The organism is Helicobacter mehlei, from assembly GCF_007280785.1.
In the GTDB taxonomy this organism is placed as follows: Bacteria; Campylobacterota; Campylobacteria; order Campylobacterales; family Helicobacteraceae; genus Helicobacter; species Helicobacter mehlei.
The window spans coordinates 50341-72444 of sequence record NZ_VKGC01000001.1 but is presented as its reverse complement, the minus strand read 5'-3'; the positions used below and the strand labels follow the sequence as shown (position 1 = coordinate 72444).

Below are 22104 nucleotides of genomic sequence, written 5' to 3'. Positions count from 1 at the left end.
AGCTTTAGCGTTCGATCACTTCGTACTTGAGACCTTGTTTGGCGAGTTCTTCTAAGAAAGGATCGGGGTTGAGCTGTTCTAAATTAAAAACCCCCTTGGAGTTTTCCCCACCCCAAATATCTTTGCAAATCATCATCGCCCCCACTACAGCGGGCACGCCTGTGGTGTAGCTGATCGCTTGCGAGCCGACTTCTTCATAACATTTTTGGTGATCGCACACATTGTAAATATAGATCCGTTTTTCTTGCTTGTTTTTATTGCCATGGATATAGCAACCAATATTGGTCTTACCCGTGGTCTTGCCCGCCAAGCTTACTGGATCGGGCAAGAGTTGTTTTAAAACCTGAATGGGCACGATCTCAGCTTGCCCCCCATTTGTGGTAGGCACTTGCACGGGCGCAATATTGAGCATCCCCACATTGGCCAAACAACGCATGTGGTTAAGATAATTTTGCGAGAAAGTCATGAAAAAGCGGATGCGTTTTAAGCCTTTGATGTGTTTGACTAGAGATTCCAACTCTTCATGGTAGAGCAAATAAGAATCACGCTCTCCAATCTCGGGGTAAGCCCAAGTTTGCTTGATCTCTAAGGGCTTAGTTTCTATCCATGTCCCATTTTCATAGTAACGCCCGGGTGCGCTCACCTCTCTTAAGTTGATTTCAGGGTTAAAATTGGTCGCAAAGGGGTAGGGGTGGTTGCCTGCATTGCAGTCCAAAATATCAATGTTATAGATATCATCAAAATAATGTTTTTGGGCATAGGCGCAAAAGACATTGGTTACCCCCGGATCAAACCCACACCCTAGTAGGGCAAAAATCTGTGCATCCCTATAAGCTTGATCAAAAGCCCACTGTTCCTTGTATTCAAACTTGGCAACACTGGGGTGTTCATAATTAGCAGTGTCCAAGTAATTGGTTTTAGTTTGCAAACAAGCTTGCATGATGCTCAAATCTTGATAGGGCAAGGCGATATTGAGCACCACTTTAGGCTGGTATTTTTCAATTAAAGCCACCACTTCCTCTACGCTGTCGGCATCTACTTGCTCACAGACGATCTCTCCCAAACCTTTGGCTTTGACACTGGCGGCAATTTGTTCGCATTTAGAAAGGGTGCGGCTAGCCAACACCACCCTCTCAAACAAATGGCGGTTTTGGCAGAGCTTGTGGGCTACCACTCTCCCCACTCCCCCCGCTCCAATTTGCAAGACTGTGAGCATTCTATCCCTTTATCCAATAATAGGTCTTTGAGTGTGCTATTATATACGAAATATTTTACCCTTTAATTAAATGGAGGTCTTGATGCAGACAATCTCGCTAGATGTTTATGGAACCTTAGTCTGTATGGTGGGCGTGTTGTTATTGGGGCGTTACATCATCTCCAAGGTCAAATTCTTACGCGATTATGACATTCCTGAACCTGTAGTGGGCGGTGTATTGGTGGCATTTGGCATTATGGTTGCCCACCATTTTTATAACTTTAAGCTGGTTTTAGACTCCAGTCTAAAGGAACCCCTAATGCTCACCTTTTTTATCACCATTGGCTTGAGTGCCGATTTTGCCTCTTTAAAGAAAGGGGGCAAAATGCTAGGCATTTTCCTAGTGGCAGTTGCTATGTTTGTGGTGTTACAAAACATGGTAGGGATTGGGATTGCGCGTTTAATCGGAGTCGATCCGCTCATGGGCTTGCTAGGGGGCTCAATTTCCTTGGTGGGCGGGCATGGCACCAGTGCGGCGTGGTCTGAAGTGCTCTCCAAAGCCCCCTTTAATTTTTCCCAAAGCCTAGAGGTGTCGATTGTGTGCGCCACATTTGGGTTAGTCAGTGGCGGGATTATTGGCGGACCTGTGGCGCATTATTTAATTAAAAAGCACCGCCTAGAACCCAGTGTCCAAGAGAGAAAAGAGCGCACAGAAGGTCCTATGATGGCTTTTGAAACCCCCAAACAAGAACGCCTGATCACGGCCAATAGTTTCGTGCAGAGTTTGGCTTTGGTGAGTATTGCCCTCTTGTTGGGGACTTTTATTGCCAAGCACACCAAAGCCCTCACTTTAGGCTCGATGACCTTGCCCACTTTGCCTACTTTTGTATGGTGTTTGTTTGTGGGGGTGTTACTGCGTAATCTTTTATCTTATTCTAAAATCCATAATGTTTTTGATCGGGAGGTGAGTGTAATTGGGAATGTGAGTTTGAGTTTATTTCTAGCCTTTGCCTTGATGAGCATTAATTTAATGGAATTGGTGAATTTAGCCCTCCCCATGGCGGCGATCCTCACCTGCCAAGTGGTGTTGATGATTCTATATAGCATTTTTGTAACCTTCCGCATGTGTGGGAAAAATTATGATGCAGCGGTGCTGAGTGCTGGGCATTGTGGTTTTGGGTTGGGTGCGACCCCAACAGCGATGGTGAATATGCAAACGGTTACCAATCACTACGGAGCTAGTCACATGGCGTTCATTGTCGTGCCCTTGGTGGGGGCATTTTTTGTGGATATTATCAATGCTCTGGCTATCCAAGGCTCTTTGAGCATGATTTTGCAACTCTTCCACTAATGTTAGAGATTAACCAACTTTGTATGCGCGCCTGTGTGGCTCGGGCTTGGGGGGTCCAAACACTAGCCTTGCCTAATCCTAGCGTGGCGTGCATGGTGCTAAGTGGTAGTCATGAAGTATTAGCCTTGCAAGCCCACCAAAAGGCAAATACCCCCCATGCCGAAGTCTTAGCCCTAGCCCAAGCCTTTAATACACTCAGTCCCACACCCATGCCGACTAGCATAGACCCATTAGATTGTGAGGCGACCTACCATTTTTTAGCCCAAAACCACAGCGGGCTTTTCAAAGACTGCACTCTATTTGTTACTCTAGAGCCTTGCGGGCATTTTGGCAAAACCCCCCCTTGTGCGGAGCTACTCGCCACAATCCAGCCTAAGTGCGTGGTGATTGGGGCTTTAGAGGAGAGCCAAAAGGCTAGGGGCGGGGTGGTTTGTTTAGAGGGTGCGGGCATTGAGGTGATTCAAGGCGTGCTTAAAGCCGAGTGTGAGAACCTCTTAATCCCCTTCAAATGCTTACAATCTAAAGGTTTTTTCAATCTCTTTAAGATCGCTATGCGCCTTGATGGCTCTTATGGGGGCAAGATTTCAGGGACTCAAAGCCAAACTTTCACCCACAACCAACGTGGGGTAGCTAACACGCTCATTATTTCGGGTCAAAGTGTCCGCACCGATCGCCCCTTGCTTGATCACCGCTTGGCTGACCCGCTCTATCAAAATAGACTCTGTGATGTGGCGATTTTAACTAGAGATTTAGCCCCCTTAGATCAAAGTATCCCTCTTTTTGGCGTGTCGGGACGTTGTGCTTGGGTGTGCCACCACTTAGAGGACTTGCCCCTTGATCGTGGCTTTAATCTCATTGAGGGCGGACTAGGGCTTTTAGAGGTTCTGCACGATCAAATCGACATGCTTTTAATCCACACCAACACTGCCCTAAGCCCCACAAACACCCCCATCCAGCACACTATTAACAAAAATTTTACCCCCCGTTTCACCCAAATTTGGGATCACGATGTGTTACTATGGCTATCTTGAGGTTTTACCAGCCCCTGCATGGTTATGCCTACAATAGTGCTAGCCTCTTTCTCGCCCATTTTGCTAAGGACTTCATCAAAAAGGGAGACACCCTTTTAGAAGTGGGGGCGGGCTGTGGGATTGTGGGGCTACTTTGTGCTAGGGAATTTGCTAACCCCCTAGATTTGATCGAGATTGACTCTAATCTAGCCTTTTTTGCCACGCTCAATAGCCAAAAACACCCTAAAGCCCGTGTGATCTGTGCGGATTTTTTAGATCACCCCTTTAACAACCACTACCATGCCATTATTTCTAACCCCCCCTACTACTATAAAAACAGCTTAGAGAGTGCCAACACCCAAAAGGCGCGCGCCACCAACCAACGCTTCTTGCCCTTGCAAGCCCTTTGCCAAAAAGCTTTTAAATTACTAAGACATAGAGGGTATTTGATTATGTGCTACCATGCCAATTTGACCGACATGCTCTTAAATACCTTGCAACAAGTAGGCTTTAAGGCGTTGTGTCTGCGTTTTGTGCATCCCTTTAAGGATAAAAAGGCGGCTTTGGTGCTTTGCTGTGCGCGCAAAAACTCCAAGAGTTTATTAGAGATTCTCCCCCCCCTCATCACCCACAACTCTAAAGCCCAGCAAGACAACACCCCCGAAGTGGCGCGCATTTACCAACACTTCAAAACCCATAGTATCAAGGCTGCCCTTGAGTGAAATTTTATGCGCCCATTGCCACCTACCATGCCCGCCTAAGGGGGCGATCAAACTAGAACAACCCCAACCCCTTTATTTTTGTTGCCATGGTTGCCAACAAGTCTTTTTGTTATTGCACTCCCTAAACTTGCAAACCTTTTATGACAAACTAGACAAGGGCACTTTAAGCCCGGTTACACCTGCACCTAATTATGATGAGGCGCGTTACACCTCCAAGCCCTTTTTGCAAACCTTCACCACGCATCTAGAAAATGGGGATTTAGAAGTCGCTCTTTTATTAGAAAATATCCATTGTAGCGCGTGTATTTGGCTCATTGAGCGGGTATTATTAAAACAAGAGGGGATTCAATCCGTGCAGATCAACTACACCACGCACCGCGCGTATGTCATTTTTGATCCCAATGCCACCCATATCCCCCATATCCTCAACACCATTGCCTCGATTGGCTACCATGCCAGCATTTACGATCCCAACACCCAAGACAAACGCGCTAAAAAAGAGCATGAGAGCCACTATATCGCCCTTGTGGTGGGGATTTTCTCCACCATGAATGTCATGTGGATTGCCATCGCCTCCTATGCGGGCTATTTTTCGGGCATGGACTCTAGCATGGCTTTTAAGCTCCATATCGCCTCGTGGATTTTAAGTAGCCTGACCCTCTTTATCACGGGGGCGGGCTTTTTTAGAGGGGCTTTTTATGGCTTAAAACATGGCTTTTTGGGCATGGATTTGGGCGTGAGTTTGGGCGCGCTAGGGACTTATCTTTACTCCATCTATGCGCTATTTAAGGGGCTAGAACCTTATTTTGAATCGGTGAGCATGATCATCACCTTTGTTTTTATCTCTAAATTTTTAGAACTCAAGGCTAAGATACGGGCTAATAGCGTGCTGGATGGTTTGCAAAGTAGCTTACCTGTGCAGGTGCTTTTGCTTAAAGAAATAGAGGGGCAGATTCAAAGGGTGCTTGTGAGCCCTGAAGAGGTGGAGGTGGGCGCGCACATAGAGGTTTTGGCTGGGGAGAGTGTGGCTTTAGATGGCGTGCTAGAGAGCGAGAGCGCACAGGTGAGCACCCAAGCGATCAATGGCGAAAATACGCCCACCACCCTCCAAAAAGGCGATCATATTTTGGCGGGCTACACCAACCATGCTAACACCTTCATTTACCAAACCACCATGCCTTTTAAACGCTCGTTTTTAAGCCAAATGGTGCAATTAGTGCAAAAAAGCTTTATGAGCAAGCCCGCAATCCAAGAGGATACCAATAAGCTAGTGCGTTATTTTGGCGTGGTGGTTTTAGCCATTGCGTTCTTAAGTTTTTTGGCATGGTGGTTTTTTGCAGGGGCACAAAGGGGCTTGGTCGTGGCGATTAGCGTGGTGGTGGTGGCATGCCCTTGTGCTTTTGCCCTAGCCACCCCCATTGCCCTGATCTTAGGCACTAACCGCGCTTTTTTACAAGGCGTGCTCATCAAACAAGCCTCTAGCTTAGAAACTCTAGCCAAAGCCACCCAGGTTTTTTTAGATAAAACCGGCACACTTACAGATTCTCTAAGTGTGCGGGCCCAGCACACCCACGCCCCCTATGATCCTAATTTGCTCCTAGCCTTGATCTGGCACAACAACCACCCCATCTCCCTTGCTCTCAGCACCTTTTTACAAGCCCAGCATGCACGCGCGGGGCTAGCCCTAGAGTCCATCACCCAAGAGATAGGGGGCTTAGAGGGAATCTATCAAGGGCATATCTTGCATGGGGGGAGTTTGGCTTATTTGCAAAGCAAGGGCGTAGAACTTGGGAATGCAGAGGGGGATTTTTTTTATAGTTTGGATCACCAACTCTTGGCTAGCTTTAGCTTGCATGCCCCCCTTAAACCCGATGCCCCAGAATTGGTCAGCCAACTTAAAAAAATGGGTTTGGGGGTGGAGATTTTAAGCGGGGATGCCTCTAAAGAGGTCTTTAACATCGCCCAAAATTTGGGCATTGCTTGCCAAGCCCCCTTGAGCCCGCCAGAAAAATTAGCCATTGTAAATCAAGCCATTGGCAACCAACAAATAGTCGTCATGGTGGGCGATGGGATGAATGATGCGCCTAGCCTGGCACAAAGTCAAGTTTCTATCTGCATGCACGCGGGCAATGACTTGAGTTTGATTTATAGTGATGTGGTTGTGTTGAATAATCGCTTAAGCAGTGTCTTAAAAACATTTCAGATCGCTAGGCATGCTTATAAAATTGCCAAGCAAAACCTCATCATTAGTCTCGCTTATAATGCGCTTTTGATTCCGTGTGCGGTGTGTGGGCTCATCAATCCCCCCCTAGCAGCCCTGAGCATGAGCCTAAGCTCGCTCCTAGTGGTGGGGAATAGTTTTAGATTGCGTGGTTAAAGTTAAGGGTTAGCCGATCTCCACATGAAGCCATTTAAATTCGCCGTAAGTCCCACGAATCTTGTTTTCTAGGCAACTAAAATCCCAACATTCATTTTTAAAATTGCCCAGTAAGCATCCTACGCTGAATTTATGGCAATTTAGTTCAGAATTATCAATAGCAATCCACGCGTATTCTTTGCCTCTTGCTCTACTCCCTGCGCTTTCAACAGCTGTTCTAGCTCTTTGGGCTACTTTTTCTAAGCCAAGCGAATTACCATCTTTGCCACAGGCAATATAAATTTTCCCGCCCTCTTTAAGCTTGCCCGCTCTTTCATCCTCTAGGCGCGTTAAAAAGTGGCGGGGGTGGGCATATCTGATGTAAGCCTTGCCATCCTTGTCGGTTACTTCTGCGATGAGATTATCCCCAAGATAAATACCCGAATGTGCAACCCAAAAGCGTATATCACAATACAAAACGCTTCCGGGTTTAGCATACCCTTCTAAGCTTGTAATTTTTGCCATGAAAACTCCTTTTGCATATTTTTTATCCTCGATTGTTTCATTTTTTTTAAAACCTCCCCAAAATGTCCAGCAAGGTTCGGGCTGTGTGCTGGGCTAGGGCTAGGCTCATTTTTTGGTGGCAGGGCAAAGAAATTTGGGCCTTGTAGAAATTTTCAGCCTTTGGGAGGGTGGGCGTGCCTAAATTTTGGTAGAGCTTAAAGGTGTGGATGGGTTTATAATGCACCTGCACGCCAATTTGTGCCTTTAGCAGGGCTTGTAAAATGGCTTCTTTGTGCGCCCATAAAAAGGGCTTGAGCAAAATGGAATATAGGTGATTGGTGCTTTGGATATAAGCGGGCAAACTGGTATGTACACAACTAAAATAGGGATTGCCCCTAAAGAAATCATCATAAAAACAAGCGATCTTCTCACGCACAGCCAAGAAAGCATCGATCTTTTTAAGCTGGCTTAAACCCAAAGCAGCTTGTAATTCGTTCATACGGAAGTTATACCCCAAACTAGAAACTTCCACATCAAACCCGTTTTTTTGCACGCCATGGTTAGCCAAAAGCTGGAGTTTCTCATAAAGCATGCGATCATTGGTGGCGATCGCTCCTCCTTCTGCGGTGGTGATGGGCTTGATGGCATGCAAGCTAAAAATGCTCACATCAGCTAGCACCCCGATCTTTTGGTGATGGTAACTCCCCCCAAGCGCATGCGAGCTATCCGAGATAAAAAATAGATCATAAGCCCGACAAAAATCCGCAATCGCTCTAGCCTCCACACTCTTACCCCCAAAATCCACACTCACCACCGCCTTAATACGCTCCTTATGGGGGCAAGCCTGATAACAGCTCTCTAGCAAGTTTTCATCCATATTGCCGTCTTCTTTAATGTCGCAAAAAAGTGGGGTGGCGTGGTTGGCAAGTAACATGTTGCTTGTCGCCACAAAGCTAATGGGTGTGGTGATGACTAGATGTTGGCTTAAGTCCAAAGCTTGGTAGGTTAAAAAAAGCGCACTGGTGGCATTGGGGCAGACTAAAACATACTTGACTCCCAGATAATCCGCCAAAGCGTGCTCAAATTGCCCCACCAAGGGACCTTGCGTGAGATAATCACTCTTTAAAGCCTGCACCACCGCTAAAATGTCCTCTTGATCGATGGATTGGGTGCTATAGGGGTTCATGTGTGTAGTAAATCCTGCACTTTTTGTGCCTTGAGTGCTTGGGGGTTGTGCGCCTTGTCTAGTCCTTTGAGCTGATCAGGATCGAGGGTGCTAAAATCCTCCTTTGGATTAGGGGGGGTCATTTTTTTGAGTGCATCGCTTAAGGCTATCTTTTGCTCTTCTAGGGTTTTGACAAATGCCTTAGAGGTGCTCGGATCGCCAACTAGCAAGCGATCGGGTTTGATGGATTTAAACTGTAAGTTTGGATTTTCATAGCTCTTTGTGAAGACATTTTCCCCTTGATAGAGGGCTTGATCGTAGATTTTTTGGATTTGCTCTTTCAGGGTGTTGCCTTGCGTATTCTTTGGGGTAGCAAGGTTAGCCAAATCTTGGGCTAAGGGTTGCATTTGATCGATGCTTTTTAAAGCCACTTGCAATGCCCCGATGGTGTGGTTGGTGTTTTTGGTGGCGGTGGCTAGTTGGTTGGTCTTAATTTCTACTTCTGTGGTGGTTGGCTTAAGCGGTGTGCTGGGTTTGGGCGGGACGGGCGTGATTTTGGGTGCGGACAAGGGGGCATGCTTAATTGATGATACACCTGCCATGAAAGTCCTTTTTTAATCTGATCAAGCATAAGTTGTTCCTATTGTGTTAAAATAGAGTCTGATGACACTCTAAAGGCAAGCCTTGATTAGTATCCAAGAAAACGCCCCCTATATTGCCCACCCGTTGGCTTTTTATGCGCCCCTATGCCAGCCAGATACGCTTTTATTAGAAAGCGCGCAGGCAGAAAACAAGCACCACACCCAATCATTGATCCTAACCCAAGCATGCGCTAAGATTGTTTGCCATCACGATCGTGTCAGCATGCATGCCTTAAATGCCAATGGGTTAGCCTTGTTGCAAGATTTGGCGGTTTGGTTAAATACACCCCTTATTGGGCAAAGCCTTCACTTGCATTACCCCAAAGATCACACCTATGCCGATGAATTTGCTAAATTGCAAAGACCCAGCCCCCTAGATGCTTTGAGGGCTATTTTTGCACCTTTTAAAAACCAGCATGATCACCCCTTTGCCCTCTTTTGTGCCGGGTTATTTTCCTTTGATTTTATCGCCTATTTTGAAAATCTGCCCCTTTTGGGCGTGCAGGATAACAGCGCGCCTGATTTTCTCTTCTATGTGGCACAAAATCTAGTCGTGATCAACCACCAAAGCAAGAGCACACAGATTTTAGGGACATGCTTTGATCCCCAGTTTCAAGCCCAAATCCAAACAGAGGTCGCGCATTTAAAACACCTAGCCACCCACGCTCCCACAGATTTTAACCCCCCCATACACGCGCCTAATAAAAGTGTCAGCACCGATTGTAACGATGGACTCTTTGGGCAAAGGGTGCTCAGACTCAAAGAGGAACTTAAAAGGGGCGAGATTTTCCAAGCCGTGATCGCGCGCAGTTTTTACTTAGAATGCGCCAATAGCCTCAATGCCTACCACCACCTCAAAGTGCAAAATCCAAGCCCCTATATGTTTTACATGCGCACACCTGAGTGGGTGCTCTTTGGGGCTAGCCCTGAGAGCGCGCTCAAATACGACTCACCCACCAACACCGCCCAAATTTACCCCATCGCCGGGACACGCCCTAGGGGCAAAAAGCCTGATGGATCGCTCGATTTGGATTTGGATAACCGCCTAGAGCTAGACTTGCAAAGCGATTCTAAAGAGCGCGCCGAGCATATTATGCTTTTGGATTTGGCGCGCAATGACATCGCAAGGGTGGCTAAACCCAATACCCGCTTTGTGAGCAAACTTTTAAAGGTAGAAAAATACGCCCATGTGATGCATTTATGCTCGGCGGTACAAGGGGAGCTTAAAAGTGGGCTAGACGCCCTACACGCCTACAGAAGTTTTATGAATGCGGGTACGCTCAGTGGTGCGCCAAAGATTGCCGCGCTCAAGCTCATCGCCACTTTGGAGGGCAAACGGCGTGGGTCTTATGGGGGCTCGATGGGGTATTTAGCTTTAGATGGTTCGATGGATACCTGTATTGTGATCCGATCGGCATTTGTGCAAGAGGGGCGCGCCATTGTCCAAGCGGGGGCGGGTATTGTGCTAGAAAGCGATATTCAAGCTGAGATCGCCGAGAGTTGGGCTAAGGCGCAATCGGTGATTGAGGCGATCCAAAGAAGTTAGCATGAAAATTTACTTGATTGATAATTTTGACTCTTTCACTTATAATTTGGTCTATGAACTGGAGAGCTTGGGGCATAGCGTGGTGGTTTATCGTAACGATTTGGCTGAGGGCTTGCTTTTTGAACGCATGGTAAAAGAAAAGCAAAAACCTTTGCTTTTGATCTCACCGGGTCCGGGTGATCCAGCACACTCGGGGCGACTCTTGCCCTTGATTGCCCAAGTGCGGGGGCACTTTGGCATTTTGGGCGTGTGTTTGGGTCTGCAAGCCCTAGCCCAAAGTTATGGTGCGGACATTGTCCAAAGCCCAGAGATCATGCATGGCAAGAGTGTGCGCATACTCTTAGAACCCTTTGAACCCTTTGAGGGCTTGGGGGAGAGCTTGCAAGTGGGGCGTTACCATTCTTTGGTGGCGAGCAACTTGCCCCCTTGCCTGAAGGTGATTGCGCATTATGAGGGCATGGTGATGGGGCTTTATTGCGCTAAGGATAATGCCCTAGCCTACCAGTTCCACCCAGAGAGCATTATGAGCACGCAGGGCACACGGCTTTTAAAACAAAGCTTGGAATTTTTGCAAAAAAATAGCCATGACTGAGATTTTAGCTACCCTCTGCCAGCACCAAGACTTAAGCCCCAAACAAATGCAAAGCTTCTTATCTGCCATTTTTGAGGGCAACATAAGTCCTGCCATGTTAGGTGCGATTTTGATCGCCTTGAAGATGAAACCAGAAAGCATTGAGGAGATCGCCAGTGCAACTCTTTTTTTAAAAACCAACTTGCCAGAGGTGGCGGGTGCTTTTGTGGATAATTGCGGGACGGGCGGGGATGGTGCTTCTAGTATTAATATCAGTACGATCAGCGCGTTATTGTGTGCGTCCATGGGCGTGAAAATGGCCAAACATGGCAATAAAAGCTCTTCGGGACGGGGGAGTGCGGATTTATTGGAGGTTTTGGGCGTGAATATCCAAATGCACCCCACACAGCTCAAAAACTGCCTAGAAAAAACCAACTTTGCTTTTTTATTTGCCCCCCTTTACTACCCTAGTTTTGCCCAAATTGCCCCCATCCGTAAAGAACTCAAAGTGCGCACCTTGTTTAATCTGCTAGGTCCTCTTCTTAATCCCCTACCTTTAAGCGCGCAACTCTTGGGGGTTTATGACAAGAGCCTATGCCTGCCCCTAGCTAGCGTGCTCCAAAAATTGGGCGTGCCTAGGGCGATGGTGGTGCATACGGCGGGTGTGGATGAAATTGCCTTGCATGGAGAAATCCATGTCTGTGAGTTACAAGGGAGTAAAATTTTAGAATACACCCTAAGCCCCCAAGATTTTGGGTTACAAGCCTATGCCTTGGAACAGATGATAAGCCCTAGTTTAGAATACAGCGCGCAGGTGTGTTTAGAGGTCTTGCAAGGCAGAGGGCAGGAGGCACACCGCGCAATCATTGCAGCTAATAGCGCGGCGTTGTTGGTTTTAAGCGGGTTGGCGCGCGATCTCAAAGAGGGCGCAGCTTTAAGCCTAGAGCAAATGCATAGCCAAAAAGCCTACCAGCATTTACAAAAGATCGTTACAATTAGCCATGCCTAATCACCTCCAACAAATTTTAGAACGCAAAAGGGATGAAATCCAAGCCCTCAAAATGCGCTTTTCTATCCCCACGACCCTAAAGCCCAGCATACGGGATTTTCATAAGGCACTACAAGAGCCACGCACCAGTTTTATTTTGGAGTGTAAAAAGGCCTCTCCCTCTAAGGGCTTGATTTGCAAGGACTTTAATCTGCCCAAAATTGTCAAAATTTATGACAAATTTGCCACTTGTCTGTCTATCCTCACCGATAAGGCGCATTTTCAAGGCTCTTATGAGAATCTAAGGCTCGCCTCTAAATTCACCACCAAGCCCCTTTTATGCAAGGATTTTATCTTGGAGCCCTTCCAAGTCTTGCTAGCCCGCCACATGGGAGCAGATGCGATCTTGTTAATGTTAAGCGTGCTGGAGGATTCTACTTACACCCAGCTAGCCAAACTAGCTAAATCGCTCAACATGGCGATCTTAACTGAAGTTAGTGATGAATCCCAAGTCAAGCGGGCTTTAAACCTAGGCGCGCCTATCATTGGGATTAACAACCGGGATTTAGCCACCTTGCAGGTGGATTTAAACACGACTTTAAGGTTACAACCCTTGATCCCCAAGGGCATAATAATCATTAGCGAATCGGGGATCAACACCCATAGCGATATTAAAAAGCTATGTTCGCATGTGCATGGGTTTTTGGTGGGGAGTTCTTTAATGGCACAAGCCAACTTAAAGAGGGCTTGCCAAAAACTCATCTTGGGGGAAAATAAAATCTGTGGACTTAGGCGGATCAAAGATGCCAAAAGGGCATACAGCTGTGGCTTTATTTATGGTGGACTCATCTTTGATCCCCACTCCCCACGCTACATTAGCCCCAAAAGAGCTAGAAAGCTGGTTAAAAAAGTGCCTAAACTGGACTTTGTGGGGGTATTTGTGCATGCTAACATCAAAACCATCATCAAAAGAGCCTACCAGCTCCATTTAAAAGCCGTGCAGTTGCATGGGGATTACAACGCCGAACAAATTGCACTGTTAAAACAAGCCTTAGAATGCCTGGTGTGGCAGGTGGTGCGCGTTAGTCCCAAAGCAAACGCGCTAGATGTGCCAAACTTAGGGGCGGATCTGATCTTGTATGATAGTCAGGGTGTGCGTGCAGGGGGGAATGGTGTTGCTTTTAGCTGGGAGATTTTAGCGCATGCCCCTAGTTCCTTTATGCTAGCCGGGGGTTTGCGCTTGGATAATCTCAAAGAAGCCCTGCGTGTGGGGGCTGTGGGGCTAGATATTAATTCGGGAGCAGAGAGCGCACCGGGTAAAAAAAGCCCCTCTAAAATCAAGCAACTAGCCCAAATCTTGCGGGAGTATTGATGGTCAAACAAAATAAAGAAGCGTATTTTGGTGCTTTTGGCGGACTCTTTGTGCCTGAAATTTTAATCCCCCCCTTAGCCCAGCTAGAGGAGGGATTTAAGGCGTGCTTAAATGATCGGGATTTTCAAGTGGAGTTTAGCACTCTTTTAGCTCACTTTCTAGGCCGTCCCACGCCTCTAACACGGGTTAAAAACCTCATCACAAACCCCAAAGTCAGGCTTTATCTCAAACGTGAGGATTTATTGCACGGGGGGGCACACAAGAGTAACCAAGCTCTGGGGCAAGCCCTCTTGGCTAAGAAAATGGGTAAAAAGCGCATCATTGCTGAAACGGGAGCGGGCCAGCACGGGGTTGCCACCGCTCTTGCTTGTGCACTTTTGAATCTAGAATGCGTGATCTATATGGGCACTAAGGATATAGAACGCCAAGCCCCTAACGTCTTCCGCATGGAATTAATGGGCGCACGGGTGATCCCGGTGAGCACCGGATCGGCTAGCCTCAAGGATGCGATCAATGAGGCCCTAAGGGATTGGGCAAGCTCTTACCCTTCGACCCATTATCTTTTGGGCACAGCCGCCGGTCCCCACCCTTATCCTAAAATGGTCAAACATTTCCAAAGTATGATCGGTACAGAGGCCAGAGCGCAAATCTTAGAGCAAGAAGGGTGTTTGCCTAATGTGGTGATCGCATGCGTGGGTGGAGGGAGCAATGCGATTGGGATGTTTTCTGCCTTTTTAGAGGATCACACGGTGCAGTTAGTGGGGGTTGAGCCTGCCGGATTGGGGCTAGAGACCAACAAACACGGCGCGGTGCTGTGTCAGGGCAGTGTGGGGATTTTGCATGGGAGCAAGACCTATATTTTACAAGATGAGGAGGGGCAAATACAAGAGAGTCATAGCATTTCAGCCGGGCTAGATTATCCGGGCGTGGGTCCGGAACATAGCTATTTGAAACAAAGTGGGCGGGCTAGTTATGTGGGCATTAGCGACCAAGAGGCATTAGAGGCGTTTGTGGCTTTAAGCAAACATGAGGGCATTATCCCCGCTTTGGAGAGCGCGCATGCTCTAGCCTATGCCTTAAATCTGGCTAAAGAGGATCAAGAACGCGTGATCTTAGTGAATTTGAGCGGGCGGGGGGATAAAGATTTGCAAAGCGTGCAAGATGCCCTAAAGGCTAGGTTATGAGATATGCCCAAACTTTCCAAGCCCTTAAAACCACCCACAAACCCGCGTTTGTGCCCTTTGTAACTCTGGGCGATCCTAGCTATGATCGGAGCTTTGAGATTCTCAAAACCCTCATTGATGCGGGCGTGAGCGCGCTTGAGTTGGGTTTTGCCTTTTCTGACCCAATAGCCGATGGACCTGTGATCCAAGAGGGCAATTTGAGGGCGTTGCGCTGTGCTAGCATGGAGGGCAACTTTAAACTCTTGGCACAGGTGCGCAGGCTTGCGCCCGATATCCCGATAGGCTTGTTAGTCTATGCTAATTTGATCATGCGCTTTGGGGTGGATCGCTTTTATGCCGCATGTGCTCAAAGTGGGGTGGATAGCGTTCTGGTTGCGGATGTGCCCTTGTGTGAGAGTGCAGAATTTGTCAAAGTAGCACACCAAAACGCCGTCGCCCCGGTTTTTTTGGCTACCCCCAATGCCAGCCCAAAGCATTTAGAGCACATCGCCAAGAATTGCCCTGCCTTTATTTATGTCCTTGCCCGTGCGGGGGTAACAGGCACACAAGAGCACCTAGCCACCACCCCCCAGCACATTTTACACACGCTTAAAAAGATCAGCCCCACCCCTTGTTTATTGGGCTTTGGGATTTCGCAACCATCCCATGTAAAAAGTGCTTTAAGCATGGGGGCTGATGGGGTGATCTGTGGTTCAGCCATTGTGCAGATCATCGCGCAAAATTTGGACCACCCCCCTAGCATGCTGGCACGCCTAAGCGAGTTTGTAGCGCAGATGATGGGGGAGAGTTAGTTTTAGTTTCTTGCCAAAGGATCGACATGCAAACCACAATCGGGCAATACCTCTTAGATCGTCTGAAAAGTTATGGAGTCCAACATCTCTTTGGAGTCCCCGGGGATTATAATTTGGCGTTTTTGGACTTGGTAGAAGATGACCCCCATTTGCAGTGGGTGGGGAATTGTAACGAGCTCAATGCCTCCTATGCTGCCGATGGCTATGCGCGTCTAAAATCAATGGGGGCATTGCTCACAACCTTTGGGGTGGGGGAACTCAGTGCCATTAATGGCATTGCGGGTTCTTATGCTGAAAGCGTGCCGGTGGTGAAAATCGTGGGGATGCCCTCTAGGGGGGTTGTCCATAGCCGTAAGCTGGTGCACCACACTTTGGGCGATGGGGAGTTTTTGAAGTTCTATAATATGTATGCAGAGGTGAGCGTTGCCCAAACAATTTTAAACAAGCAAAATGCCCAAAGTGAGATCGATCGGGTTTTGGGAGAGTGCTTTTTGCACAAAAAACCCGTTTATATTGGTCTACCTGTAGATGTGACACATATCCCCATTGAAACCTACACCTCCTCTCCCCTTGTTACGAGGAGCGATCCTAAGATTTTAAACGCCTTTTTAGAGGACGCTCAAGAATTATTGCGCAAATCCAAATCCCAAGTTGTGATGGCCGATTATGAGGTCAATCGCTACCACCTCAACCAAGAACTCAAACACTTTATCGAGGCGGTGAATTTGCCCCTCGTTTCATTGGCGATGGGTAAGGGGGTCTTTGATGAAACCCACCCTAATTTTATTGGTGTTTATAATGGCATTCTAAGCGATGCTAGGGTCTGTTCTTTGATGAGACATGCAGATTGCGCTCTTTTGATTGGGGTCAAGCTGACCGACTCGCTCACAGCGGGCTTTCATTATATCCGTGAGCACCACCTTTCTATCCAAATCCACCCCTTTTATAGCCAAATTGGGGAAAAAACCTACGATGATATTTTAATGCAAGATGTCCTCAAAGCCCTAGCCCGGCTCAAGTTCCAAGCCAGTTTCCCTAAAGAGACACACCCCAAGACTCCCCATTTAAATGGCAAGCTCACCCAAGATAAGTTTTTTAAAATCATTCAAGAATACTTACGCCCCCATGATGTGTTGATTGCCGAACAAGGGACTTCATTTTTTGGCGCAATCTCTATGGTTTTGCCCAGTGGGGTGAGTTTTATTGGCCAGCCTCTGTGGGGATCGATTGGCTATACTTTTGGGGCGTTGCTGGGCACTGCTTTAGCCAGCCCTGATCGGCGGCATATCTTGCTCATTGGCGATGGGTCCTTCCAGCTGGTCGCTCAAGAACTCTCCACCATGCTCAGAGAGAATATCACGCCCACTATTATTGTGATCAATAATGATGGCTACACGGTGGAGCGTTGTATCCATGGACCCACACGCCAATACAACCACATCAACATGTGGCATTATTCCAAGCTGGCAAGTTTTTTTGATGTCCATTTGGCTAGAGAGGTGGTGAGCTTTCAGGTTTCCAGTGTGGCTGGGCTAAGAGAGGCACTCTGTGTTGCCCAGCAGAGTTCTAAGCTCGCCCTGATTGAAGCATGCATGGACAAGGATGATGCACCCATTTTGCTAAAAAAATTGGGGGCGTTGTTTGGAGCCCAGATATAGTTTTGATTAAGAAAATATTAAGTAAAAAGTTGCGATTTTTTAGGCGACCGCCAGCAAAGAACTTGAGTCAAGTCATTAGCAATCTTAAAAATGAGATTGAGTCTTCAAAGGAACATCAAAAAACGCTAGGGAGTTGGATGGCGCATGGCAAGACCATAGAATCATGATGGGTATTGCCTTGGATTGGTCTCTAGCAGACACTAGATAGGGGGGATTTATATTTGATTTTTTGTGTTATAATTCTCTTTTTAAATCCATAGGGAGTTTTCCTTGCCTTTCATTAAACTTATCACCCCCCCCCCCCAATAAGTTAAGTTCTCACCCTAAGTTTCATTTTTCTATTGTTTTAGCCTCTGTGGGGTGCCTATGACTTGGCTCATCCTTGCAGGAATCGCCCTCGTTTGTGTTGTTGTAATCCAACGCTTCAAAGCACCACCCCATACCCCTAGCCCAACTCTCCAAAAACCACCCCCTAAACAACCCAGCGCGCCCAACCCCGCACCAAGTGATTTACACTTGTTTGAAAGAGAGAACCCCCATGGATTTTTTGATCAAAACACTAAAAAGGTGGATGAGAACATGAAAAAGGGTCAGGAATACGAAAATTTTATCGCCCAAAAATATGCCCAACAAGGCTATGAGCTTATTTTTCATCGCGATCTAGGCAAACAAGATCAAAAAATTGATCTCATCTTAGAGAGGGATAATGCAGTGATTTTTATCCAGTGTAAAAACTGGAATGAAAAAACGGGTCATCGTGTTGGTTTGGACGGTGTCAAAGCATTTTTGCACAGTTGCGATGCTAAGGAAAAAACAGAATATGCGGGCAAAAACTGCCAAAGACTTCTCATACTCTCTAGCCCTGTGCTGGAAAAAGAGGCGTGGCAATTTATCAAGGAACACACCCAAGACCTGCGGGTGGATTTTAAAATCATAGAACACAAAGAAGGAGTTAGTATGGATTACGCCAAAAAATACAGGGATTTGGTCGCCGGGCATTATGCAGCTCAAGGCTTTAATGTCAAACGATACGATGAGAGCAAAAGCCATCCAGAGAAACATTTAGCATTCACCCGCATCGATTTGATTTTGCGCAAAGACAAACAAATTATCTTTGCACAGTGTAGAAACTGGAATCCAGAGGGAGAACACAAGATGGATGCCAAGTATTTAGAGAAGTTCTTGGAGGATTGCCATGGATACCAAAGCCATTTATACCGCGATGATTTTGAGCATTACAAACAATGTTTCTTTAAAAATATCGTGGTGATCAATAGCCCTAAGTTGCTTGCCCCCGATGCCTTTGAGTTCATTAAGAGCCAAAGGGATAAAAAAGAGCATGAGCGGGTGTTTTATGAGGTGCTAGAACCCTCAGCCAACATGGACAAGGTGAGTAAGTGTGAGATCAGGAGGAAAAATGATTTTTAGATTGACTAGGGGTAACAAATTAATACGGATTGGTTTTATTGCGTTTGCAATGATGGGTTTTATGGCTACTAGCTTTTATGGTTGTAAAAGTAGTAAATCTGAAAGTCTTGATGATGCATTGAAGTTGTGCGAAGGGTATGCAACTGGCAGTGGATCGCTCAAGCAATCCCCTGAAAAAGCCATCAACTATTGCCAAAAGGCTATCCGTATGGGGAACATACAGGGAGCTAGTGATGAGAGCAAAAAGGTATTGCATGCCGAAAAAATCCTCGTTACTCTGTATGAGTATGAAAAACGGTCTTTGGATCAAAAAATCTCTCAGATATTGCGCAGTGCTGTTTTAGATTTAAGCAAGCAAACAGGAGAAATTAACCTCGAAGCTATTATGCCAAAAGATTATCCTAGCCACGGATGGGTGCATGGTGCATTAGGCGATGCCCTATTACAACTAGGTTGTTTTTATGAAAGCTCATGGAGTTGTATGGTGGGTTCAAGAACAGAGTTAGATCCACAAAGGGCAAAGGCCTTTTTTAAAAAAGCCGCAGAATTGGGCAATAAAACAGCCCAAGAAAAGCTAAAAGAACTTGGGGTCTGGTTGCACCAAACCCCAAAAAAACTAAATCTCAAATCTAAATCTTGCAAGGAGCAAAAATGTTAGTTGTGTTGAAAAAGCGTGTGTGGCAAGTGGTCTTGTTATTGGCAATGGCTTTAGGGGTTTGTTATGCCAATAGTCAGGCAGAGGAGTATTACAAAATGGCAAAGTCTTACGATGAGAATAAAGACTACGCAAAAGCCCTGCAATACTTGCAAAAAGCTGCAGATATGGGGGATGCTAGGGCTTATTACACTTTGGGAGTGTTGTATACGCAAGGCGAAAAGGTTGAGAAAGCCTACTTCAAAGCTGTGCAATACTTCCAAAAAGCCGCAGAGATGGGGAGTGCTGATGCTTATAACAGTTTGGGGTTAATGTATAACATTGGCAAAGGGGTTGAGCAAGACTACTCTAAAGCTCTGCAATACTACCAAAAAGCTGCAGAGATGGGGAATGCTTTCTCTTATTACAATTTGGGAGTGATGTATAAAAAAGGCTATGGTGTGGGTCAAGATAAAGAAATGGCAGACCAGTATTTTAAAAAGGCTTGTGATTTGGGATATCAACAAGGTTGTAACAATTTAAAGCCCTAGCCCCTTAAATCATGAAGTTTAAAACTTCATGATGCCAAGTGTCAAAAGTGGATTTCAAAATAAAATCTTGCAAAGAGCAAAAATGTTAGTTGTGTTGAAAAAGCGTGTGTGGCAAGTGGTCTTGTTGTGGGCAATGGCTTTAGGGGTTTGTTATGCCAACAGCCAAGCAGATGAGTACTATAAACTGGCAAAGTCTTACCATGATAGCAAAGACTATGGCAAATCTGTTTTTTATTGGAAAAAGCTCATAGAGATGGGGGATGCGAGGGGGTATAATGGGATGGGATATATGTATGACTACGGGCATGGGGTTGTGAAAGATGATGCTAAAGCCATTCAATACTACCAAAAAGCCGCAGATATGGGATATGCTGCTGCTTATAACAATTTGGGGGTGATGTATGACAGGGGCGAGGGTGTGGGGCAGGACACAGAAGCCGCACGGCGGTATTATAAAAAAGCTTGTGATTTGGGGCATCAAGTAGGTTGCAACAATCTTAAAGCCCTAGCCCCTAAACATGTCGCCTACAAACTCAATTTTGATATTCAAAAAAAAGAGTTTGATCTCTTTGGGGAGGGGCTGGGGACTTTAATTGAGATCACCTCTAAAAACAGAGACCCCGTGCGTTTAGAGGGGATTGTGATCAATGAGGGCAATTCTTGCAATGACTGGAGTCAAATTATGGCGGATGGCCGTCCGGCTCGGGGGAATAAGAGAGGGTATATTTTGAAATACTCCCAAGGCTATATGATTGGGGTGGCGTGTTTGCCCTATAAAATCCTCTCTGTGGAAATTAAAACCCATTTGGGCAATGTTACCTACACCTATGAGTGATGGGCATTTCTTGGCAAGCGTGGGGGGGGGATTTTCAACATGGCAGGAGTGAAGCATGTTTGGTGTTAAAATACATCCAGCAGTCAAGTTGATGGGACTGCTTTTGGAGACAATGGTGTCAGAAATCAGGCTAATGAGCGTGAAAAAATGCACTTCTTGCGTCGTCTCTTGCTCCAACCGTTGGATTTTATTCTTGTCCTCATCACAATAGCCGCATCATCTCTTGCAACCGGCACGCTAGTTTGGTGGATAATCCATATGTGATTAGGGTGGCAAAATTGGAATCTAGGAGGGGCAAATCGCAGGTTTCTAGCCTGTTAGTCTCCTAACATTTTTTCTATAATCGCCATATGTTTTTCCATGCTCTCCTCCAGATCAAACTTTTTAATCCGCTCCAAGCCCTTTTCTACACATTGTTTCCTCAAGGTTTCATCCATCAGGGCAACTTCCAATTGTCTAGCGATGTCTTGGACATCGTAAGGATTACAATAAAATCCTGCATCGCCTAAGATTTCTGGCATGCATGAGACATGGCTGGTCAAGATGACACATTTAGCCTGCATGGCCTCTACCATGGGCAAACCAAAACCCTCCGCCCAACTCCCAAACCATAAAAGTCGGGCGTTGGCATAGAGGGTTTGCAATAGCGCATCGGAGATGTGGCCTAGGTTGATCAAAAAGTCCTCTGGCTTGATTCCTAAATAATCGGTGTTAATACCAGGTCCTGCCAACACCACCTTAAAACGCTGTTGTAACGCTTGGGGCAAGAGTTTAAACGCTGTGATCAAGTTTTTAGCATTCTTGCGTGGTGATCCAGCCCCCACGACCAAAATAAATTCTCCCAAGTTAGGGGGCAAATTTGCGTAACTACCCTTGTATTCCCGCACCCCATGGTAGATCACATGCACCCTAGATTCTGGAAATCCAAAGGCTTTAAGGATATCTGATTTGGTGGATTGGCTAATGGTGATCACCTCTGTGTAAGCAGACATCCGCGGATAAACATAGTATGTCCACCGCGCCCGATCTTCATCAGACAAGCACCATGCCTTTGGATCGCACAAAGGCAGGTCATGGATAGTGCCCAAGATTTTTCTAGCCCTAAGGGGAAGAGCCATAAAACCCGGTTCAATGTAGAGATCAAAGATTTGGTTACAAGGAGCTTTGTTGCACCTAAATAACATATTCCACACCAGCTTGTATCTTAGAAATAGATAAAATTTTTGTGGCAATAGGTCCCGCAATGTTCTTAAAAAGTTTTTGAAAAAGCGGGAAAACCCAGTCCGGGCAGGCGTTTTGGTGTGTTGCGTTAGTGGTTGTTCAGATGGCTTAGCAGAGAGAGAGAGAGAGAGAGCGGAATTTTTCCAAATCCTCCAAATTATCAAAGAGCATCGGGGCACGCCATAGTGTTGGGTTGTTAAACAAATTGAGATGATAAAGCCCATCCTTGACAACCAGCTGTATGCTGACATCGTCCCTATTCTCAAAGTGTTTTTCTAGGGCTTTAATCAAGGTCAGCGTGTAATACCCAAGACCTGTCAAATCATATAAAAGAATCGAGGCATTAACAACAATCTTTTTCAAAAAACCTCCAAATGTGCA

At 46.4% G+C, this 22104-nt stretch carries 21 protein-coding genes; 15 read left to right on the top strand and 6 right to left on the bottom strand.

Translation table 11 applies throughout. The features are described 5' to 3' along the window. Nucleotides 1-4: 4 nt before the first annotated feature. Nucleotides 5-1216, bottom strand: coding sequence for a saccharopine dehydrogenase family protein (locus FNE76_RS00375; RefSeq protein WP_120948207.1), 1212 nt, complete (start codon nucleotides 1214-1216; stop codon nucleotides 5-7). An 82-nt stretch (nucleotides 1217-1298) separates the two neighbouring features. On the opposite strand from FNE76_RS00375, the gene gltS reads away from it, so the two are divergent. From gltS to FNE76_RS00355, 4 genes are read left to right on the top strand one after another with little or no spacing between them, the layout of a single operon-like run. Further along, nucleotides 1299-2546: a sodium/glutamate symporter gene (gltS, locus tag FNE76_RS00370; protein ID WP_120948206.1), complete on the top strand. Its 1248-nt coding sequence runs from the start codon at nucleotides 1299-1301 to the stop codon at nucleotides 2544-2546. Beyond that, nucleotides 2546-3577 (top strand): bifunctional diaminohydroxyphosphoribosylaminopyrimidine deaminase/5-amino-6-(5-phosphoribosylamino)uracil reductase RibD, encoded by a 1032-nt coding sequence (gene ribD / locus FNE76_RS00365; RefSeq protein ID WP_120948205.1) that lies wholly within the window; start codon nucleotides 2546-2548, stop codon nucleotides 3575-3577. The genes gltS and ribD overlap by 1 nt, the downstream gene beginning before the upstream one ends. Beyond that, nucleotides 3565-4278, top strand: a complete 714-nt coding sequence (locus tag FNE76_RS00360) for a tRNA1(Val) (adenine(37)-N6)-methyltransferase (RefSeq protein ID WP_235852245.1) — start codon at nucleotides 3565-3567, stop codon at nucleotides 4276-4278. Before ribD ends, FNE76_RS00360 begins: the two co-directional genes overlap by 13 nt. Then, complete coding sequence (locus tag FNE76_RS00355; protein WP_120948204.1) at nucleotides 4271-6655, top strand: heavy metal translocating P-type ATPase; 2385 nt, start codon at nucleotides 4271-4273, stop codon at nucleotides 6653-6655. The genes FNE76_RS00360 and FNE76_RS00355 overlap by 8 nt, the downstream gene beginning before the upstream one ends. Nucleotides 6656-6664: 9 nt before the next feature. Here the strand turns inward: FNE76_RS00355 and FNE76_RS00350 are convergent, their stop codons facing one another. Genes FNE76_RS00350 through FNE76_RS00340 form a run of 3 tightly spaced genes read right to left on the bottom strand, consistent with a single transcriptional unit; the run spans nucleotide 6665 to nucleotide 8905 of the window. Beyond that, nucleotides 6665-7159: a hypothetical protein gene (locus FNE76_RS00350; protein WP_120948203.1), complete on the bottom strand. Its 495-nt coding sequence runs from the start codon at nucleotides 7157-7159 to the stop codon at nucleotides 6665-6667. Between the two features lie 46 nt (nucleotides 7160-7205). Beyond that, nucleotides 7206-8324 carry a UDP-4-amino-4,6-dideoxy-N-acetyl-beta-L-altrosamine transaminase gene (gene pseC / locus FNE76_RS00345; RefSeq protein ID WP_120948202.1) on the bottom strand — a complete coding sequence of 373 codons (1119 nt, stop codon included), beginning with the start codon at nucleotides 8322-8324 and terminating at the stop codon, nucleotides 7206-7208. Next, complete coding sequence (locus FNE76_RS00340) at nucleotides 8321-8905, bottom strand: hypothetical protein (RefSeq protein ID WP_120948201.1); 585 nt, start codon at nucleotides 8903-8905, stop codon at nucleotides 8321-8323. Before FNE76_RS00340 ends, pseC begins: the two co-directional genes overlap by 4 nt. 82 nt (nucleotides 8906-8987) lie before the next feature. Between FNE76_RS00340 and trpE the strand changes: the two genes are divergently transcribed. The 11 genes from trpE to FNE76_RS00285 all read left to right on the top strand — a co-directional run bounded on the left by trpE (nucleotide 8988) and on the right by FNE76_RS00285 (nucleotide 20502). Beyond that, nucleotides 8988-10490, top strand: a complete 1503-nt coding sequence (gene trpE / locus FNE76_RS00335; RefSeq protein ID WP_120948200.1) for an anthranilate synthase component I — start codon at nucleotides 8988-8990, stop codon at nucleotides 10488-10490. A gap of 1 nt (nucleotide 10491) precedes the next feature. Then, a complete protein-coding gene (locus FNE76_RS00330) occupies nucleotides 10492-11082 on the top strand; it encodes an aminodeoxychorismate/anthranilate synthase component II (protein ID WP_120948199.1) in 591 nt (196 codons plus the stop codon). Continuing rightward, nucleotides 11075-12070, top strand: coding sequence for an anthranilate phosphoribosyltransferase (gene trpD / locus FNE76_RS00325; protein ID WP_120948198.1), 996 nt, complete (start codon nucleotides 11075-11077; stop codon nucleotides 12068-12070). The genes FNE76_RS00330 and trpD overlap by 8 nt, the downstream gene beginning before the upstream one ends. Beyond that, nucleotides 12063-13421 carry a bifunctional indole-3-glycerol-phosphate synthase TrpC/phosphoribosylanthranilate isomerase TrpF gene (gene trpCF / locus FNE76_RS00320; protein WP_120948197.1) on the top strand — a complete coding sequence of 453 codons (1359 nt, stop codon included), beginning with the start codon at nucleotides 12063-12065 and terminating at the stop codon, nucleotides 13419-13421. The genes trpD and trpCF overlap by 8 nt, the downstream gene beginning before the upstream one ends. After that, nucleotides 13421-14605 carry a tryptophan synthase subunit beta gene (gene trpB / locus FNE76_RS00315; protein WP_120948196.1) on the top strand — a complete coding sequence of 395 codons (1185 nt, stop codon included), beginning with the start codon at nucleotides 13421-13423 and terminating at the stop codon, nucleotides 14603-14605. Before trpCF ends, trpB begins: the two co-directional genes overlap by 1 nt. Continuing rightward, nucleotides 14602-15396, top strand: a complete 795-nt coding sequence (gene trpA, locus FNE76_RS00310; protein WP_120948195.1) for a tryptophan synthase subunit alpha — start codon at nucleotides 14602-14604, stop codon at nucleotides 15394-15396. The genes trpB and trpA overlap by 4 nt, the downstream gene beginning before the upstream one ends. 26 nt (nucleotides 15397-15422) lie before the next feature. After that, entirely contained in the window at nucleotides 15423-17054 is a 1632-nt protein-coding gene (locus FNE76_RS00305; protein WP_120948194.1) for an alpha-keto acid decarboxylase family protein, read from the top strand. A gap of 366 nt (nucleotides 17055-17420) precedes the next feature. Then, nucleotides 17421-18482, top strand: coding sequence for a restriction endonuclease (locus tag FNE76_RS00300; RefSeq protein ID WP_120948193.1), 1062 nt, complete (start codon nucleotides 17421-17423; stop codon nucleotides 18480-18482). Between the two features lie 61 nt (nucleotides 18483-18543). Continuing rightward, nucleotides 18544-19140: an SEL1-like repeat protein gene (locus FNE76_RS00295; protein ID WP_162983077.1), complete on the top strand. Its 597-nt coding sequence runs from the start codon at nucleotides 18544-18546 to the stop codon at nucleotides 19138-19140. Next, nucleotides 19134-19667 (top strand): tetratricopeptide repeat protein, encoded by a 534-nt coding sequence (locus FNE76_RS00290; protein WP_120948191.1) that lies wholly within the window; start codon nucleotides 19134-19136, stop codon nucleotides 19665-19667. Before FNE76_RS00295 ends, FNE76_RS00290 begins: the two co-directional genes overlap by 7 nt. Before the next feature lie 82 nt (nucleotides 19668-19749). Then, nucleotides 19750-20502 carry a tetratricopeptide repeat protein gene (locus FNE76_RS00285; protein WP_162983076.1) on the top strand — a complete coding sequence of 251 codons (753 nt, stop codon included), beginning with the start codon at nucleotides 19750-19752 and terminating at the stop codon, nucleotides 20500-20502. 317 nt (nucleotides 20503-20819) lie between these two features. Here the strand turns inward: FNE76_RS00285 and FNE76_RS00280 are convergent, their stop codons facing one another. Both FNE76_RS00280 and FNE76_RS08195 read right to left on the bottom strand, forming a co-directional pair. Next, nucleotides 20820-21686, bottom strand: coding sequence for a glycosyltransferase family 4 protein (locus tag FNE76_RS00280; RefSeq protein WP_120948189.1), 867 nt, complete (start codon nucleotides 21684-21686; stop codon nucleotides 20820-20822). 145 nt (nucleotides 21687-21831) lie between these two features. Beyond that, nucleotides 21832-22086: a hypothetical protein gene (locus FNE76_RS08195; protein ID WP_185962939.1), complete on the bottom strand. Its 255-nt coding sequence runs from the start codon at nucleotides 22084-22086 to the stop codon at nucleotides 21832-21834. Between the last annotated feature and the right edge of the window lie 18 nt (nucleotides 22087-22104).

Bases quoted from the DNA above. Each gene is read 5' to 3' on its own strand.
- FNE76_RS00375 (WP_120948207.1), bottom strand. From the start codon at position 1,216: ATGCTCACAGTCTTGCAAATTGGAGCGGGGGGAGTGGGGAGAGTGGTA.
- gltS (WP_120948206.1), top strand. From the start codon at position 1,299: ATGCAGACAATCTCGCTAGATGTTTATGGAACCTTAGTCTGTATGGTG.
- ribD (WP_120948205.1), top strand. From the start codon at position 2,546: ATGTTAGAGATTAACCAACTTTGTATGCGCGCCTGTGTGGCTCGGGCT.
- FNE76_RS00360 (WP_235852245.1), top strand. From the start codon at position 3,565: ATGGCTATCTTGAGGTTTTACCAGCCCCTGCATGGTTATGCCTACAAT.
- FNE76_RS00350 (WP_120948203.1), bottom strand. From the start codon at position 7,159: ATGGCAAAAATTACAAGCTTAGAAGGGTATGCTAAACCCGGAAGCGTT.
- pseC (WP_120948202.1), bottom strand. From the start codon at position 8,324: ATGAACCCCTATAGCACCCAATCCATCGATCAAGAGGACATTTTAGCG.
- FNE76_RS00340 (WP_120948201.1), bottom strand. From the start codon at position 8,905: ATGGCAGGTGTATCATCAATTAAGCATGCCCCCTTGTCCGCACCCAAA.
- FNE76_RS00330 (WP_120948199.1), top strand. From the start codon at position 10,492: ATGAAAATTTACTTGATTGATAATTTTGACTCTTTCACTTATAATTTG.
- trpD (WP_120948198.1), top strand. From the start codon at position 11,075: ATGACTGAGATTTTAGCTACCCTCTGCCAGCACCAAGACTTAAGCCCC.
- trpCF (WP_120948197.1), top strand. From the start codon at position 12,063: ATGCCTAATCACCTCCAACAAATTTTAGAACGCAAAAGGGATGAAATC.
- trpB (WP_120948196.1), top strand. From the start codon at position 13,421: ATGGTCAAACAAAATAAAGAAGCGTATTTTGGTGCTTTTGGCGGACTC.
- trpA (WP_120948195.1), top strand. From the start codon at position 14,602: ATGAGATATGCCCAAACTTTCCAAGCCCTTAAAACCACCCACAAACCC.
- FNE76_RS00305 (WP_120948194.1), top strand. From the start codon at position 15,423: ATGCAAACCACAATCGGGCAATACCTCTTAGATCGTCTGAAAAGTTAT.
- FNE76_RS00300 (WP_120948193.1), top strand. From the start codon at position 17,421: ATGACTTGGCTCATCCTTGCAGGAATCGCCCTCGTTTGTGTTGTTGTA.
- FNE76_RS00295 (WP_162983077.1), top strand. From the start codon at position 18,544: ATGGCTACTAGCTTTTATGGTTGTAAAAGTAGTAAATCTGAAAGTCTT.
- FNE76_RS00290 (WP_120948191.1), top strand. From the start codon at position 19,134: ATGTTAGTTGTGTTGAAAAAGCGTGTGTGGCAAGTGGTCTTGTTATTG.
- FNE76_RS00285 (WP_162983076.1), top strand. From the start codon at position 19,750: ATGTTAGTTGTGTTGAAAAAGCGTGTGTGGCAAGTGGTCTTGTTGTGG.
- FNE76_RS00280 (WP_120948189.1), bottom strand. From the start codon at position 21,686: ATGTTATTTAGGTGCAACAAAGCTCCTTGTAACCAAATCTTTGATCTC.